Raw genomic sequence first — 16360 nt, 5'->3', positions numbered from 1 at the left:
TCCGTCATTCAGGGACATTCATGGCTCAATCCAGTACATTCAGCGGCACGCCGGCGCAGCAACCGGGCGGAACCGCCGGCAGCCGCTTCGCGCCGGGCCGCAGCCGCGACATCGTGTGTCTTGGCCGGCTCGCTGTCGACCTGTACGCGCAGCAGGTCGGCGCGCGGCTCGAAGACGTGTCGAGCTTCGCGAAGTATCTCGGCGGGTCGTCGGCGAACATTGCGTTCGGCTGCGCGCGGCTCGGACTTGCGTCGGCAATGCTTGCACGCGTGGGCAACGATCACATGGGCCGCTTTCTCACCGAGACGTTGACGAAGGAAGGCTGCGACGTGAGCCACGTGCGCGTGGATCCTGAACGCCTGACCGCGCTCGTGCTGCTTGGCCTGAAAGATCGCGATACATTTCCACTGATCTTCTATCGCGAGAATTGCGCGGACATGGCCGTGGACGAAGTGGATTTCGACGAGGCCTTTATCGCGTCGTCAAAAGCGCTGCTGATTACCGGCACCCACTTCTCGACCGAACAGGTGAACCGCACGAGCCGCCGCGCGCTCGATTACGCGCGGCGCCACCAGGTTTGCACCGTTCTCGACATCGATTACCGCCCCGTGTTGTGGGGCCTCACGGGTAAGGCGGACGGCGAAACGCGCTTTGTCGCGAGCGAGGGCGTCACCGCGCATTTGCAGCGCATCCTGCCGTTGTTCGATCTCGTGATCGGCACCGAGGAGGAATTTCGGATTGCGGGCGGCAAAAGCGATCTCGTCGACGCACTGGCGATGGTGCGCGCGGTTACTCCGGCCACGCTCGTGCTCAAGCGCGGGCCGATGGGCTGCCAGATCATCGACGGCGAAGTGCCCGCCTCGCTCGACGACGCGCCGGTGCACGGCGGCGTGGAAGTCGAAGTGCTGAACGTGCTCGGTGCCGGCGACGCCTTCGCGTCCGGTTTTCTCTCCGGATGGCTGCGCGATCAACCGCTCGACGCCTGCGCGCGTGCGGCCAATGCAAGCGGCGCACTCGTCGTCTCGCGCCACGCGTGCGCGCCGGCCATGCCGACGCTCGCTGAACTCGACTACTTCCTGCGCGAGGCGAAGGCCGATCCCGAGCGTATGCGCCGCCCCGACCGCGACGCGACATTGGCGCGCCTGCATCGCGTGACGCCCGCGCGCAAGCAGTGGGACGAAGTGCTCGGCTTCGCGTTCGATCATCGGAATCAGTTCTTCGAACTCGCGCAGCAGAGCGGCGCAAGCGAAGCGCGAATCGCCCAGCTCAAGGGCCTGTTCGTCGACGCGGTCGCGCAGACCGAAAGCGCCTTGGGCCTGCAAGGCCGCATCGGCGTACTGATCGACAGCCGCTATGGCCAGGACGCGCTGAACGCGGCAACAGGCCGCGGCTGGTGGATCGGCCGCCCGGTCGAGCTGCCCGGCTCGGTGCCGCTCGTGTTCGACCATGGCCGCTCGGTCGGCACGACGCTTGTGTCGTGGCCGCAGGAACACGTCGCGAAGTGCCTCGTGCAATTCCACCCCGACGAACCCGTCGAACAGCGCCTCGAACAGGAAGCCCAATTGCGCGCGCTATACGACGCGACGCAAGCAAGCGGCCACGAGTTGCTGCTCGAAGTGATCCCGCCGAAGCATGCGAACTTGCCGCAGGGTCCGGATATCGTGTATCGCGCGTTGAAGCGGCTCTATAACATCGGCATCTATCCAGAGTGGTGGAAGCTCGAACCGATGGACGCCGCGCAATGGCGCAACATCGACGCGCTGATCGCCGAACGCGATCCATATTGCCGGGGCGTCGTGCTGCTCGGTTTGTCGGCGGGCGTCGAGCAGTTGAACGAGGGCTTTCGCGCGGCGGCGCGCTCGTCGACGTGTCGCGGTTTCACAGTTGGCCGCACGATCTTCCACGAGCCGAGTCATGCGTGGCTCGCAGGAGAGATCGGCGACGACGAATTGGTCGCGCGCGTGCGCCGCACGTTCGAAACGCTAATCGCATCGTGGCGCGCGGCGCGCGACACCGCCGCCGCCGAACGAGGCGCTAGCAATAGTGTTCATCAGGAGCAGGCGGCATGAATCAGCGCGAGTTACATCATGGACACGACGAAGCGGTATCGGCGGGCGCCGTAGTCTCAGGGACCACCATCCGGCTGACCACCGCGCAAGCGCTCGTGCGCTATCTCGCCGCACAACGCGTCGCCACTGAAGACGGCTTGGGAACAGAACCGCTTTTCGGCGGCGTGTTCGCGATCTTCGGACACGGCAACGTCGCCGGCATGGGCGAAGCGCTGTATCAGCATCGCGACGAGCTGCCGACGCTGCGCGCCCACAACGAACAGGCGATGGCGCACAGTGCGATCGCCTATGCAAAGGCGCACTTTCGCCGGCGCATGATGGCGGTCACCACGTCGATCGGACCAGGCGCTACCAATCTGCTGACGGCCGCCGCGCTCGCGCACGTGAACCGTTTGCCGGTGCTGCTGTTGCCGGGCGACATCTTCGTGTCGCGAGCGCCCGACCCGGTCCTGCAACAGGTTGAAGATTCCCGCGATGGCGGCGTTTCCGCGAACGACGCGTTCAAACCCGTGTCGCGCTACTTCGACCGCATCGTGCATCCCGCGCAACTGCTGAGTGCACTGCCCCGCGCGCTGCGCGTGCTCACCGACGCCGCGTCGTGCGGGCCGGTCACGCTTGCGTTGCCGCAAGACGTGCAGGCGCAGGCGTGGGACTTTCCTGCCGACTTCTTTGCGCCGCGCATCGTCACGTTCTATGCGCCCGCACCGCGTGTCGACGAAATAGACGCTGCTATCGCACGTTTGCAGCGCGCGAAGCGTCCGCTGATCGTTGCGGGGGGCGGCGTGCTCTACGGCCGTGCGACGGATGCGTTGCAACGTTTTGCTGCCGCGCACGGCATTCCGGTTGCGGAGACGCAAGCCGGCAAAAGCTCGCTTGCGTGGGACGATCCACTGAACGTCGGCTCGCTGGGCGTGACCGGCTCGCCCGCGGCCAACGCGCTCGCGCGCGATGCCGACTGCGTGCTCGCGCTCGGCACGCGCTTGCAGGACTTCACAACTGGCTCGAATACGCTGTTCACACAGGCGGACGTGATCGGCATCAATGCGAATGCGTTCGACGCCCTCAAGCACCGCGCGCAAGTCGTCGAGGCGGACGCGCGTCTCGCGCTCGACGCACTCGCCGAACGTCTGCAAGACTGGCAAGCGGATCGCGCGTGGACCTCGCGCGCCCACGAACTGGCCGCGAGTTGGCGCGATACGGTGCATACGCTTACTCACGCGCCGCAACGAGAGTCCGTGCTGCCTTATGAAGGCGATGTGATCGGCGCCGTGCAACGTTCAAGCACGAATTCACCGGCGAACGACATCGTCGTGTGCGCGGCCGGCACCTTGCCCGGAGAATTGCACAAGCTGTGGCGCGCCGGAACGCCAGGCGCCTATCACGTCGAATACGGCTACTCGTGCATGGGCTACGAAATCGCCGGCGGACTCGGCGTGAAGCTTGCGCGGCCCGAGCGTGAAGTGATCGTGATGGTAGGCGACGGCAGCTATCTGATGATGAACAGCGAGATCGCCACGTCAGTGATGCTCGGCGCGAAGCTCATTGTCGTAGTGCTCGACAATCGCGGGTACGGATGCATCAATCGCCTGCAACAGGCGTGCGGCGGTGCGCCGTTCAACAACCTGCTCGAAGACAGCATGCAGGGCCCGCTCGGCGCGCCGCAGATCGACTTCGCCGCGCACGCGCGCGCCCTCGGTGCGCGGGCGGAACACGTGGCGAATGTGGCGGAACTGGAAGCCGCGCTGCAACGCGCGCGCTCGGCGGACAGGACCTACGTGATCAGCATCGACACCGATCCGGCCCGGACGACGAGCGACGGCGGCTGGTGGTGGGAAGTCGCGGTGCCCGAAGTCTCGCCGCGGGCGAGCGTGCGCGAAGCGCGAGCGAACTACGACGCGCAGATCTCGGCGCGCGGCAAACCGCCCGCTTCGGCAGAGAACAGTGGCAGCAACAGCAACGACCAGGCCAACGATTGAGGACGCTCGCATGACAGCTTTCAACGTACGCATCGGCATCAACCCGTTGTCGTGGATGAACGACGATCTGCCTTCGCTCGGCGGCGAGACGCCGCTCGAATTAGCGCTGACCGAAGGACGCGAGATCGGTTACCAAGGGTTCGAACTCGGCAACAAGTTTCCGCGTGAACCGCAGGCATTGAAGACGCTGCTCGCGCAATACGATCTCGCGCTCGTGTCCGGCTGGTACTCAGGACGTCTCGCGCAGCGCAGCGTCGAAGGGGAAATCGCCGAGATCGGCCCGCATCTCGAACTGCTCGCGCGAAACGGTGCGACGGTCATGGTGTATGGCGAAGTGGCAGATTCTATTCAGGGCGCGCCAAGACCTCTATATCAACGGCCGCGCTTTTTCAGCGACGCACAGTGGGCCGCCTACGCCGCACGCGTCGACGAATTCGCGCGCTATACGCTAAGCCGCGGCGTGCGGCTTGCGTACCATCATCATATGGGGGCTTATGTCGAAACGCCGGCCGACGTCGATCAGCTGATGTCGCGCACGAGCGACGCAGTCGGCCTGCTGTTCGACGCGGGGCACATCACCTTCGCAGGCGGCGATCCGCTCGTCGTGCTCGACAAACACATCGGCCGGGTGTGTCATGTGCATTGCAAGGACGTGCGCCCTGCCGTCATGAAACTCGCGCGCAATCGCAACTGGAGCTTTCTCGACGCGGTGATCGCCGGCGCTTTCACCGTGCCGGGCGACGGCGCAGTCGATTTCCCGTCGATCATCGCGCGCCTGAAGCGGCATGGCTATTCGGGCTGGCTCGTCGTGGAGGCGGAACAGGACCCGGTCGTGGCGCCGTCGTTCGAGTATGCGCAGAAAGGCTATCAAACATTGCGTGCGTTGGTCGATGCCCCGCTCGACACGACGTCTGCCGACACTCGGGGCGACAGCCATGGCACCACGCAGGAGGCAGCATGACTCTATTAGTGAAGGCGCAGCGCGAAGGCCAGACAATCGCGCGAGTTACTCCGGCATCGGCGTGCTGGCGCTACGTCGGTTTTGCTGCTTACCGTCTTGGCACGAGTGAAGTCGTGCACGTGATGGAGCCGTCGCGCGAAGTGTGCATTGTCGTGCTCACGGGCGCAGTGGATATTGAAACTGCGGACACCCGATGGAGTTCGCTCGGTTCGCGCGACAGCGTATTCGAAGACGCCGCGCCTTACGCGGTCTATTTGCCGCCGGGCGTGCGGGCCACGGTACGCGCATGCCGCGATGCAGAGGTCGGCGTAGCGAGCGCGCCTGCGAAGGGCGAGCTGCCCGCACGTCTGATCGAGCCGTCTTCGATGAAGCGCTCGACGCGCGGGAAGGGTCTTAATACGCGATACGTATGCGACATTCTTCCGCAAACAGAGCCTGCGGAATCGCTGCTGGTGGTTGAAGTGAGAACGCCGGGCGGACACGCGTCGAGCTATCCGCCGCACAAGCACGACACCGATAACGTGCCTCACGAGAGTTCGCTCGAAGAGACGTACTACCATCGGTTGAATCCGCCGCAAGGCTTTGCGTTTCAACGCGTGTACACCGATATGCGCGACATCGACGAATCAATGGCCGTCGAAGACCACGATGTCGTGATGGTGCCGCGTGGCTATCATCCGGTCGTCGTGCCGTATGGCTACGACTCGTATTATCTGAATGTCATGGCTGGTGCTCAACGTGTCTGGCATTTCCGCAACGACCCGGCGCACGAGTGGATCATCAACAAGGAAGATTGAGCCGCGCGAAGTTGCCTCGCCCGAAGTTGCCTCGCGCGAAGAGCGAGGCAACTTCGCGTAATACCACGCAACACCACCACGCGACTCCCGCGATGCCAAAGCCCGATCATTTACCTCGCGCGGCGAGATCCACTTCGAGCCCTCCGTTGGTGTCCATTTTCACCGTGCCCTTCGAAACGTCCCTGCGATAGCCGTATAAATCGAACTTCATCGCGCCGGTATTCGAACTGTCCTTAATGAACGTCCGCGCATTCGTGACGAGCGAATTGAACATCTTCACGTCGCCGGATTCTATCCACACATAACTTTTCGCCGCGTTGACCACGTTTGCCGTCGGCCGCGCGGGCGCGATGCCGGTCTCGCGCTTGAACTTCAGTAGGACACCTTCGTCGGTCACGGTCGCGCTTGCAAGACGCCCCTGCAAGACGGGCGGCGGAAACACCGCGTACTGATCGAACACGAGTTCGTTGCCTTCGAGCGCGACGCCTTTGCGCGCAAATGGCGTTAGTGAAGCAAGCGGAATGTCGAGTGCGCGCAGCAGCCCAGCCTGCGGTATGCCAAGCACTTTCACCGACGAAGGCTCATACACGAGATGCCGCTCGTCTCTCGCGACGATGGTGCCGCTCATCGTCGTGGGCAGCCACACGCCGGGAAAGTGATTCCACAACTTGATGCCGCCCGTGACTTCGAGCTTGCCGTCCACCGGCGTCAACTGCAGATCATTCAGCGAACGCGGCTCGTAATCGAGCAGGTAGTCGTTGAAGAGCGCCGCCATGGCCGGCCACGGCTCGACCACTTCCCCGCCGATGATGCGGATGTCGTACTGTCCCGGATCGTCGAGGTCGACAGGCTCGCCCGGTGTCTTCGGGATCATCTGCGCGTCGAGCGAGCGCACATGAAAGCCGATGCGACCCGCCACATAGAAGTCGACGTTTTCGATATGGATCAACGGTGCATGGCCGGATGAATGACGTTCGTCACCAAGTGTAGGGGTTCGAGTCCCCTCCCTGGCACGAGAAAACGCCCTCTGCATGCTGACAGGAACAGCACGCGCCGCCGACGCGCTTTGCGACTCCTGCGGCACGCGTCGCCACTCGAGTCGCGCCTGAGCGAGCGAGGCCTGCTGCGCGCGAATCAAGCTGTCGTTAACGCGCGCGCTCGCGCTGCCGATCAGCAGCGACGGATCTTTCGCGGCACTCGCAAGCGTCGTGTACGAAGGCAGGTGGACGGCAAGCGCGCCCGCTTCGTCGAAGGTGAAATATCCCGCGGCCATCTGGTCGCGATAGTGGTACAGATCGAGCACGAACGGCGCGTCCGCGTCGATAGGCGTGAGCGCCATGTCGATGTTCATCGGCATCGAGCGCATGAATTTGACGTCCCCGCCTTCCATCAGCATGCCGCGCGCGGGCATGTTCGCAGGCCAGTCGATCTTCTGCACCGAGCCGTCGTCGAGCATGAAGCGCACGCCCGCCGCGCTCGTGTCGAGCTTCGTTATCGTCAGACGCAGCGCGGGCGGCGGCGTCAGTTTCGCGACCTGCATGACGACGTCGTCGCCGTCGAGCCGCGCAATCGGCGTATCGACCTTCAACAGATCGGCCATCCTGACATGCGCGGCCTGCATCAAGCTGTCGGCTGCCACGCCTGCGACTTCGACGTGATCGGCATGGAACACGAGTTCGCCGGCACTGCGCATGGACAGAGAACCCGACAACACGATCGGCACCCACGTATCGCGACGCATCTCGCCGGTGATGCGCAAGCTGCCATCGTCTTGCGGCACGACGCGCATGTTGCGCAGCGGCGAGCCACGGTACTGGAACAGATAACGGTTGAAGATCGCGGTGAGCTTTGCACTGTCGAGCGTCACCTCGCCGCGATGAACGTCGATGCTCAGGCTAGTCGGGTCGTCGAATACGATCGGCTCTCCTGGCCGCGACGGCACCAGCGTCGCGGCCATGTCGTGAATCATGAAGCCGATGTCGCCCGTCACGCGAAAGTCGACGTCGCGCGCGAACATCAGCGAACCGTCGATGCCCGAGTCGCGCAGCGTAAGCGCGCGGCTGCGCTTCGTGCTGAGGCCGCTCGCCGCCGGCACGCGCGCGGCGATGCTTTGCTCGATGGCGAGCTGTTTGGCCTTCGCGCTCTCGATGGCAGGTCGCGACGGGAGCGCGGCTTGTGAGTTGTAGCCCGTTTTGTCCTGCGACGCCTGCATGGTCGCCGACGCCGCCTGGTTCGCCGCCTGGTTCGCCAACGAGCTGGCGTCGGCACAAGCGCACATCAGCAGAGCGGCGGCCAGCACTGCGGCGACCGCGCCTGTCTCGTTCATGATGTCTCCTCCTGAATCCGCGACGCGTCTTCAACGCTCACGCCGACGTCGCGCGTCTTTCACGTGATTGTCTTCATTTGTACGCGTGCTGCCGACAAGATTTCTGGAGTACGCTCACCAAACGATCAAGCGTTTGAATCGCTTTGACGAGTCGACGCAAAGCCGTGCGGGCTCGGGGTAAGCGGCATAGTCGGAACGGAGATTCAAACGCTAATAACGCCGCTCTCTCTAGCGCGCGGAAAGATTGGCATTCGACAAAAGCACACGCGAGGTAGACAACCGCACGCAGGCAAAGGGTTCAACCCACCCCGAGCCATTCACGCATGACGTCCGGGCGCTGCAGGAACGCGTGAAGTTCGCCGTCGAACACGATCTCGCCATGACCCATCACCGCGACGCGGCTCGCAATGTCCTGCGCGATCACGAGTCGCTGCTCGATCAGCAACATCGCCATGCCGCGCTCGCGCAGCACGCGCAGGCATTGAGCGACCTGCTGCATCACGAAGCCCGCGAGGCCCTCGCCGGGCTCGTCGACCAGCAGCAGATCGGGATCGCCTAACAGCGCGCGGGCGAGGCTCAGCATCTGCTGCTCGCCGCCCGACAGCGCACCCGCGCGCGTGCGCCGGCGCTCGCGCAGCACGGGGAAAAGCGAGTAGGCGTCGTCTATACTGAAGCGCGGCGTGCGCCCGCGATTGCGCGGGGCTACGCCGAGTTCGAGGTTTTCGCCGACGCTCAGCGAGGGAAACACATCGCGATGCTCGGGCACATAGCCGATGCCGAGCCGCGCGATTTCAAAGGTGCGCAATCCGGCAAGTGAGTGGCCCGCGAAGCGCAACTCGCCTTCGGCATGCACGAGGCCCATGATCGAACGCGCGAGCGTCGAGCGTCCCGAACCATTGCGCCCGACGAGCGCGAGCACTTCGCCCGCGCCGATCTGCAAGTTCACGCCGTGCAACGCCTGGCTCGGCCCGTACCATGCATTCAGACCGCGAATCTCGAGCAAGGATGTCATGGGTCGAACCCTTCGCCGAGATAAGCTGCGCGCACTGCGGCGTCCGCGCGAATCGCCGCAGGCGTGCCGGTCGCGATAATACGCCCTTGCACGAGCACTGAAATGCGATCGGCGATGGCGAACACCGCGTCCATGTCGTGCTCGACCATCAGCAGCGTGCGTCCCGCCGTGGTCTCGCGGATCAGTTCGATTGCGCGCGCCGCCTCCGCGCGGTTCATGCCGGCAGTCGGCTCGTCGAGCAACAACGTATGCGCGCCGCCGGCGAGCGCTATGCCGAGGTCGAGCGCGCGCTGCTCGGCGTAGCTCAACGCGCCGGCCAGAACATGCGCGCGCGCGTGGAGGCCAACTGCTTCGAGCATCTGCGCCGCGCGTGCATCGACCTCCGGTGCGCCAGAGAATCGCTGCCACCACCGTGTGCGATCGCGCTCGGCGAGCATCGCCGCGCAGCGCAAATTGTCGTACACGCTCAACCTTGCAAATACGCTCGTGTTCTGGAAACTGCGCGCGAGGCCACGGCGCGCAATCGCCGCCGGCGCAAGGCGTGTGATCTGAGCACCGAAGAGATCGATGCGCCCGGCGTCCGGCCGCGCGGCGCCGGCAATGAGATTGAAGAGCGTGGATTTGCCCGCGCCATTGGGGCCGATCAACGCGTGCCGTTCACCCGGTTCGATCGCGAGATTCACACCGCGCAGGATGCGCGTGGCGCCGAAGCGCTTCTCGACGCCGTAGAGCGCGAGCGCCGGGATCATTGCGGACCTCCGGCGTTTTTCATCGCGCGTGCATGGGCCGCGAGGCGGGTTTGCGCGCGCGACGCGGACAAAGCCGACAAGGCGCCCAGTGCTGCGAGCACGAAAATCGTAAGCCCGAGCCGCAACGGCGACGCAACGACGAACGATAGCCACGAAGACGTACCGCCGACACGCAGCGCAGCGCCCTCCTCGGCACCGAACTGGACGGCGTAAGCCCATTGCACCGTGAGCACCGTGGCAACTGTCCACAGCAGGATCGCAGCCGCGCCACAGATGTAGACGGCGCGGCATGTGCGCCAACCGTCACGCGCGAGCCGCGACGTATGCCGCTGGATAAAGCCGGCGAGTCCGTCCGGCGCAGCAACCACGATCACGATAAAGAAAAGGCCCAGATAAAAGAGCCAGGCACGCGTGACGCTGGCCACGGCCACGCTGAAGAACGTGAGCACGACCGCACCCGCGACCGGTCCGAAAAAGACACCCGTGCCGCCAATTACCGTGGCGATCAGCACCGAGCCCGAGCGCACCATGCTCACACTGTCGGTCGACACCAGTTCGACGTTGATCAGCGCAAGTGTGCCCGCGATGCCCGCAAAAAACGCCGACATGACCACGACGCCATAGCGGACGCGGCGCGGATAGCAGCCGATCGCCGCAGCGCGCGCCGGGTTGTCGCGCACCGCGTTGGCAAGCCGCATGAACGAGGTGCGTGACAGGGCGAACATCGCGGCGCTCGCGAGCAGGCACCATAGCGCGATCAGCGTGTAAGCCTCGCGCGCGGGGCCGAACGTAAACGCGCCGAGCATGGGCCCACTTGCGCGGTCTATGGCAACACCCGCTTCGCCGCCGAACCAGTCGGGCAAGGTCCACGCGGCGGCCGCGACGAGTTCGCCGATGCCCAGCGTGATCATGGCGAAAGCGGTCCCGGCGCGACGCGTCGAAATGAAACCGAGCAGCGCTCCGCACGACGCGGCGCCCGCGCCGCCCACCAGCGGCAGTAGCGCGAGCGGTGCGCCGATGCGGTTGAAAACCTGCGCGGCAATCAGCGCCCCGAGGCCTGAATATGCGACATGTCCGAACGACAGCAGTCCGGTCTCTCCGAGCAACAGGTTGTACGACAGCGCGAAAACGATCATCGTGGCGGTCTGCGCAAGGTAGACGAGCAACCAGCTTTGACGCCAGATCAATGGCGGTGCCGTGAGAAGGACAATGAGCGCGAGCCACGGTGCGAGGCGACGCCACATCGCGTGAGAACGCTGAGCCCCGGCTACCGGCGACGCTTGCGCGGGCTCCGGCTTGAGCAGTTCACGCATGATCGTCGCGCCGGCCGAAGAGTCCGCGCGGGCGCAGCGCCAGCATGCCGACGAGCAGCAGGTACGGAATCAGCGGCGCAAGCTGCGCGAGCGTCAGCGCGTCCCATTCGCGCGGCAGCGAAGCGTCGAACGTAGCGAGCACGTCGCCGAGCGAAACGTCGCTCGCCACCGCCAGTGTCTGCACACAGCCGATCAGCAGCGACGCAGCCAGCGCGCCACCCAGCGATCCGAGCCCGCCTATCACCACGACGACGAACACAATCGAGCCGAGCGATTCGGCCATGGCCGGTTCGATCACGGAAAGCGGCGCGCCGATCACGCCGGCCAGCGCGGCGAGCGCCGTGCCCGCCGCGAAAACGCCGGTGAAGACGCGCGGCACGTTGTGGCCGAGAGCTTCGACGGCGCTCGGGTGCGTCAGCGCGGCCCGCACGATGAGGCCCGCCTTCGATACGCGCAGCACCGCGTACAGCGAGACGAGCATCACAAGAGAGACGAGCATCATGAACGCGCGATAACGCGCGAACGTGGCGCCGTAGAGCGTGAAGAGCGGACCGTCCAGCGCGGCCGGCACGCTCGCGCCGAGCGGACTCAAACCCCAGCCGAGCTTCACGAGTTCGCCGAGCACATAGGCAGCGCCGAACGTCAGCAGCAATTCCGCCAGATGGCCATGACTTCGCACCCGGCGCAACAGCCAGCGCTCCAACGCAGCACCGATCGAACCGACGACGAGCGGCGCAATCACGAGCGCGCTCCAGAACCCGGCCCGCGCGGCCACCGAATAACCGACGTAGGCGCCAAGCATGTAGAAGCTCGCATGCGCGAAGTTCAGCACGCCGAGCATGCTGAAGATCAACGTCAGCCCGGCCGACAGCATGAAGAGCAGCAGTCCGAAGCTGATCCCGTTAAGCAGGTTGATGGCTAACGACTGCACGTGCCTAATCCGCCGCTGTGCCGATGCCAACGCGGATCGGCTCGAGCGCCTCGCGCAGTGCATCGGGCAGGCTCACTGGACGGCGAGTGACGCGATCCACGTACACGTGCACGAAGTGGCCGTGCGCGGCGGCTTCGTCGCTGCCCTCCTTGAAGAGTCCCACTTCGTAGCGCACGCTCGACGTGCCGAGCCGCGTCACTCGCAAGCCTGCTTCGACGCGCTCAGGAAACACGAGCGGCGCAAAGTAGTTGCAATGCGTCTCGACCACCAGCCCGATCGTTTCGCCGCGCTCCAGATCGAGCACGCCGGCGCGGATAAGATACTCGTTCACCACCGTATCGAAGTAGCTGTAATAGACGACATTGTTCACGTGACCGTAGACGTCGTTGTCCATCCAGCGCGTGGTGATGGCGAGAAAATGCGGGTACGAGCTTCGTGACGCGGCGGCGGGCTTGGACATTGGGGTAGCTGGGTCGCTTGAGTGGTGGTGTCGGAGTGCGGTTGGGTTTGGGGCGGCACCTGCCGTTGCCGTGGTCGCCGCGGCGCTGTCCGTCTCGCCGAGGTTACTGGCGATCATGGCCGCTCACGACTATTGCCCCGGCTTGTCGACGAATTCGAACGGCAGGCCGCGCCGCCGCATCCATTCCCCGAGCGCCTGCCCGGTGCCGGCGCGCCACGGCCGCAGCTTCGCCGGCTCGACCAGCCGGTACTCGAGCAGTTCCGGCGACAGAGAGATCGTGCCGTTTGCCTTCACGTGATACGCGATGATCAGTTCGTTCTTGCGAATGAATTCGTACACGCCGATCAGTTCGACCGACTGGGCATGCAACGACGTCTCTTCAAGCACCTCGCGCGCAATGCCCTCTTCCGGCGTCTCGCCGTTTTCGAGGAAGCCCGTGATCAGCGCAAAGACGCCCTCCGCCCACGCGGCGTTGCGCGCCAGCAGAATCTTGCCCTCGTATTCGACGATCGCCGCGACCACTGGCAGCGGATTGTTCCAGTGCACGTAGCCGCATCCGGCATCGGGACAGGTCTGGCGGATGCGCCCGCCTTCATGCTCGGCGTCGACGCGCTCCGTCAACGGCGTCGCGCAGCGGGGACAAAATCGGTATTCGGTCATGGTGAGGTGACTTGGAGGTTCGGTCTTTGCCGGCGCGGCGCGCTGGCGGCATTTCGGCGTGGCGGCTTACACGGCGGACGCATTGTTACGCCGCGCACAACTCGCCGACTTCGGTTGCGAAACGCTCGACCGTTTCGGGCTGCGTGTCCCACGCGCACATCAGCCGGCAGCCGCCCGCGCCGATGAACTCGTAGAACTTCCAGCCGCGCGCGCGCATGGCCTTCGCGGCTTGCGCGGGCAACTGCGCGAAGACCGCGTTCGACTCGCGCGGGAACATGATGCTGACGCCCGGAATTTCCTGCAACCGCGTTTTCAGCAGTTGCGCCATCGCGTTCGCGTGACGCGCGTTGCGCAGCCACACGTCGTTATCGAGCAGGCCGAGCCACGGCGCAGAAATGAAGCGCATCTTGGAAGCAAGCTGGCCCGCCTGCTTCAGACGGTAGGCGAAGTCGGCAGCGAGCGCGCGGTCGAAGAACACCACCGCTTCGCCCACCGGCAAGCCGTTCTTGGTGCCACCGAAACACAGTACGTCGACGCCCGCGCGCCAGGTGATCTCGGACGGATGCACATCGAGCGCGGCGACCGCATTCGCGAAACGCGCGCCGTCCATATGCACCTTCAGATGACGCCGCTTGGCGATCGCAGCGATCGCACGCACTTCCTCGACCGTGTAGACGGTGCCGACTTCGGTCGACTGCGTGAGCGTGACGACCTTGGGCTTCGGGTAGTGAATGTCGGCGCGGCGCGTGACGACCGCCTCGATCGCATCAGGCGTGAGTTTGCCGCCGATGCCGGGCGCCGTGAGCAGCTTCGAGCCGCCAGAGAAGAACTCGGGGCCGCCGCATTCGTCGGTTTCGATGTGCGCGAGTTCATGGCAGATCACCGAGTGGTATGACTGGCAAAGCGACGCGAGCGCAAGCGAATTGGCCGCCGTGCCGTTGAACACGAAAAATACTTCGCAATCGGTCTCGAACAGTTCGCGCAGACGGTCGCATACCTGATTGGTCCAGGAGTCGTCGCCATAGGCCGGTTCGTGGCCGCTGTTGTTAGCGGCGATCAGCGCATGGAGCGCTTCGGGACAGATGCCGGCGTAGTTGTCGGACGCGAAATGTTGCATGGTGAGCGGCGCGGCCGGCGACAGACGCGCGGGGATGACGGAAAGCCGTCATTTTAGTGCCAGCGGGCGGGATTTGTTTTTTGAGGGGTGCGGTTTTGGGGGTGAGCTCGTGCGGTCCGAATGTAGGGGTCAAGCGCGAGGTTTTTGCGTGGGTGTCCAAGCACGAGTACGCAACCGAACGACGCGACGGCCCGCTGTCTCATCACCGGGCTGCGCGACGTTCGGCAAACTTTCCGCCGGTGTCCAACCGCGGCGTTAACCGCAGCCGCACTCCGGCATGCGCCCTCGCCCGCGAGGCATTTTCGCGACGGCGACGAGGCCGGCCGCCCCCAGCAACAGCACGCCGGCCGCCAGCCAAAGAGCCGGCGAAAACGAGCCGGTATGCGCGGCGATCGGCGCGGCCACGAGCGGTCCGATGATCTGGCCGAGGCCGTAGGCGGCAGTGGCATAGCCCATGAGGCCGGCCGCGTCGTCGCCGCGCAGACGCCGTGCCTCACGCATCGCGAACAAGGTAATTGCAGTAAAGGGCACGCCGATCAGAATGCTTCCGAGTGAGAAGCCGCCCGCCGTCGGCCAGACAATGCCGAGCGCGATACCGCAGGCTTGCAACACGTAACTGCCGGCCAGCAACACGCGATTGTCCACGTGCAGCGGCAGCCGCGCGGCCAGCAATGCACCGACGATCAGCGCAGCCCCGAACATCGGCCAGAACAGGTCGGGCCACGGCGAGCCGGGCAGCGCATGACGCGCGATAACTGGCAGAAACGTCGCGGTAATGATGTAGCCGAAGCCGGGCACACCGTAAAGGACGACGAGCCAGAAGGCGTCCGCGGGGTGGCTGCGACGCTCGTCGCTCATGGTCGGGCGAGTTGCGTGGCCATAGTCGCTTCGCGCGGCGGCGTCGGGCGTCGCCGCGGCCGGACCGGGCGTTACGGTTGCATGTGCGGTTGCAGCGGCGGCGCCGTTTGCTTTGATGGCGTCAGGCGCGGCGGTGGCAAAACTCTTTGCTGTGGTTACGCCGGAGTTCGCGGCAGCCAGACCCTGCGGCGCCGTTGGGCCGCGCGTCGCCGGGACATAGCTCGATGTGCGTTGTTGACCGGTGCGTTGAGCGGCACCCGCCACAGTTCCAGTGAACGGTCCGCTAGCCGGCCCTTCTTCCATCGCCCTTGCATTGACTAAAGGCGCGGAGCGGCGACGCGCACTCCCGGCACCCGAACTGGCACCGGCCGGCGCGCCGAACGCGGACCAGACCACCACCGCCAGAACCGCCGAGATCAAGCCGAAGCCGATCCAACCCACCGTCGCGCCATAACCACCCGCCGCGCTGACCAGCAAGCCGGTTCCGACGATGCCCACGCCCGGTCCCGTGTAAATCACGCCGCTCCATGCAGGCTGACCGAGTTCCGCGAGCCGCCGCAGGCCCCATTGCGACGCAAACACGAAAGTCCAGGCGCTCACCGCCCCGGCGATGAAGCGCACGACAGCCCACACCCAGAACTGACTCGTGACGCCCATTGCCAGTGTCAACAGAACGGTCAGCACGAGGCCCGAGCGCACCATCCGGGCGGGCTCGACCCGCAACGCCGCGCACGTCAATGCGCCGACGAAGTAGCCCGCGTAATTGAATGACGCCAGCCAGCCGCCGTGCTGGATGTCGATCGGCGGCTGACCGAACACGCCGCCGCCGTGCAGCATCAGCGGCAACAGCGGCGTGAACGCAAACCGCCCGACTCCGAGCGCGACGGCCAGCGTCACCATACAGGCGAACGCTGCGCGCCGGGCGGCATGGGGTGCCGCGGACATGAATTGGGCTTGGGAAGCAGGATTGTTCATGGATGGCCGTTGAAGGAAAAGCGCGCGACATGCAGGAAGCCGCGCGGCAACTCGCGTGAGCTGCGGCGTGGTCGGCACCATCGCCGCCCAGCATGCGGGCGGCGCCTGAGCAGAAGCTGTATCCATATTAGCTTGACGATTCGATCATGGAAAATG

Annotated in this window: 13 protein-coding genes; 4 read left to right on the top strand and 9 right to left on the bottom strand. The window is 65.1% G+C overall.

The features are described from left to right. Window positions 1-20 precede the first annotated feature (20 nt). Genes BCA01S_RS08590 through iolB form a run of 4 tightly spaced genes read left to right on the top strand, consistent with a single transcriptional unit; the run spans window position 21 to window position 5803 of the window. The gene (locus tag BCA01S_RS08590; RefSeq protein ID WP_027776564.1) at window positions 21-2069 is read left to right on the top strand and encodes a bifunctional 5-dehydro-2-deoxygluconokinase/5-dehydro-2-deoxyphosphogluconate aldolase; all 2049 of its coding nucleotides are present in this window, start codon (window positions 21-23) and stop codon (window positions 2067-2069) included. Then, on the top strand, window positions 2066-4045 hold the full coding sequence (iolD, locus tag BCA01S_RS08585) for a 3D-(3,5/4)-trihydroxycyclohexane-1,2-dione acylhydrolase (decyclizing) (RefSeq protein WP_027776563.1): 1980 nt from the start codon (window positions 2066-2068) through the stop codon (window positions 4043-4045). The genes BCA01S_RS08590 and iolD overlap by 4 nt, the downstream gene beginning before the upstream one ends. 10 nt (window positions 4046-4055) lie before the next feature. Further along, a complete protein-coding gene (gene iolE, locus BCA01S_RS08580; protein ID WP_027776562.1) occupies window positions 4056-5006 on the top strand; it encodes a myo-inosose-2 dehydratase in 951 nt (316 codons plus the stop codon). Then, the gene (iolB, locus tag BCA01S_RS08575) at window positions 5003-5803 is read left to right on the top strand and encodes a 5-deoxy-glucuronate isomerase (protein WP_027776561.1); all 801 of its coding nucleotides are present in this window, start codon (window positions 5003-5005) and stop codon (window positions 5801-5803) included. The genes iolE and iolB overlap by 4 nt, the downstream gene beginning before the upstream one ends. A 106-nt stretch (window positions 5804-5909) precedes the next feature. Here the strand turns inward: iolB and BCA01S_RS08570 are convergent, their stop codons facing one another. The 9 genes from BCA01S_RS08570 to BCA01S_RS08530 all read right to left on the bottom strand — a co-directional run bounded on the left by BCA01S_RS08570 (window position 5910) and on the right by BCA01S_RS08530 (window position 16204). Further along, window positions 5910-8129 carry a hypothetical protein gene (locus tag BCA01S_RS08570; protein ID WP_027776560.1) on the bottom strand — a complete coding sequence of 740 codons (2220 nt, stop codon included), beginning with the start codon at window positions 8127-8129 and terminating at the stop codon, window positions 5910-5912. A 298-nt stretch (window positions 8130-8427) separates the two neighbouring features. Further along, complete coding sequence (locus tag BCA01S_RS08565; RefSeq protein WP_027776559.1) at window positions 8428-9141, bottom strand: ABC transporter ATP-binding protein; 714 nt, start codon at window positions 9139-9141, stop codon at window positions 8428-8430. Beyond that, on the bottom strand, window positions 9138-9890 hold the full coding sequence (locus BCA01S_RS08560) for an ABC transporter ATP-binding protein (protein WP_027776558.1): 753 nt from the start codon (window positions 9888-9890) through the stop codon (window positions 9138-9140). The genes BCA01S_RS08565 and BCA01S_RS08560 overlap by 4 nt, the downstream gene beginning before the upstream one ends. Beyond that, complete coding sequence (locus BCA01S_RS08555; protein WP_027776557.1) at window positions 9887-11203, bottom strand: branched-chain amino acid ABC transporter permease; 1317 nt, start codon at window positions 11201-11203, stop codon at window positions 9887-9889. The genes BCA01S_RS08560 and BCA01S_RS08555 overlap by 4 nt, the downstream gene beginning before the upstream one ends. Continuing rightward, entirely contained in the window at window positions 11196-12134 is a 939-nt protein-coding gene (locus BCA01S_RS08550; protein ID WP_027776556.1) for a branched-chain amino acid ABC transporter permease, read from the bottom strand. Before BCA01S_RS08550 ends, BCA01S_RS08555 begins: the two co-directional genes overlap by 8 nt. A 4-nt stretch (window positions 12135-12138) precedes the next feature. After that, window positions 12139-12594, bottom strand: a complete 456-nt coding sequence (locus BCA01S_RS08545) for an acyl-CoA thioesterase (RefSeq protein WP_027776555.1) — start codon at window positions 12592-12594, stop codon at window positions 12139-12141. A gap of 129 nt (window positions 12595-12723) precedes the next feature. Then, window positions 12724-13254 carry an NUDIX domain-containing protein gene (locus BCA01S_RS08540; RefSeq protein WP_027776554.1) on the bottom strand — a complete coding sequence of 177 codons (531 nt, stop codon included), beginning with the start codon at window positions 13252-13254 and terminating at the stop codon, window positions 12724-12726. A gap of 85 nt (window positions 13255-13339) precedes the next feature. Further along, on the bottom strand, window positions 13340-14371 hold the full coding sequence (locus BCA01S_RS08535) for a threonine aldolase family protein (protein WP_027776553.1): 1032 nt from the start codon (window positions 14369-14371) through the stop codon (window positions 13340-13342). Window positions 14372-14626: 255 nt separating this feature from the next. Further along, window positions 14627-16204 (bottom strand): YbfB/YjiJ family MFS transporter, encoded by a 1578-nt coding sequence (locus tag BCA01S_RS08530; RefSeq protein ID WP_027776552.1) that lies wholly within the window; start codon window positions 16202-16204, stop codon window positions 14627-14629. Between the last annotated feature and the right edge of the window lie 156 nt (window positions 16205-16360).

It is taken from the genome of Paraburkholderia caledonica NBRC 102488, assembly GCF_000685095.1.
Taxonomy (GTDB): domain Bacteria; phylum Pseudomonadota; class Gammaproteobacteria; order Burkholderiales; family Burkholderiaceae; genus Paraburkholderia; species Paraburkholderia caledonica.
This window is presented reverse-complemented; position numbering and strand designations above follow the sequence as displayed.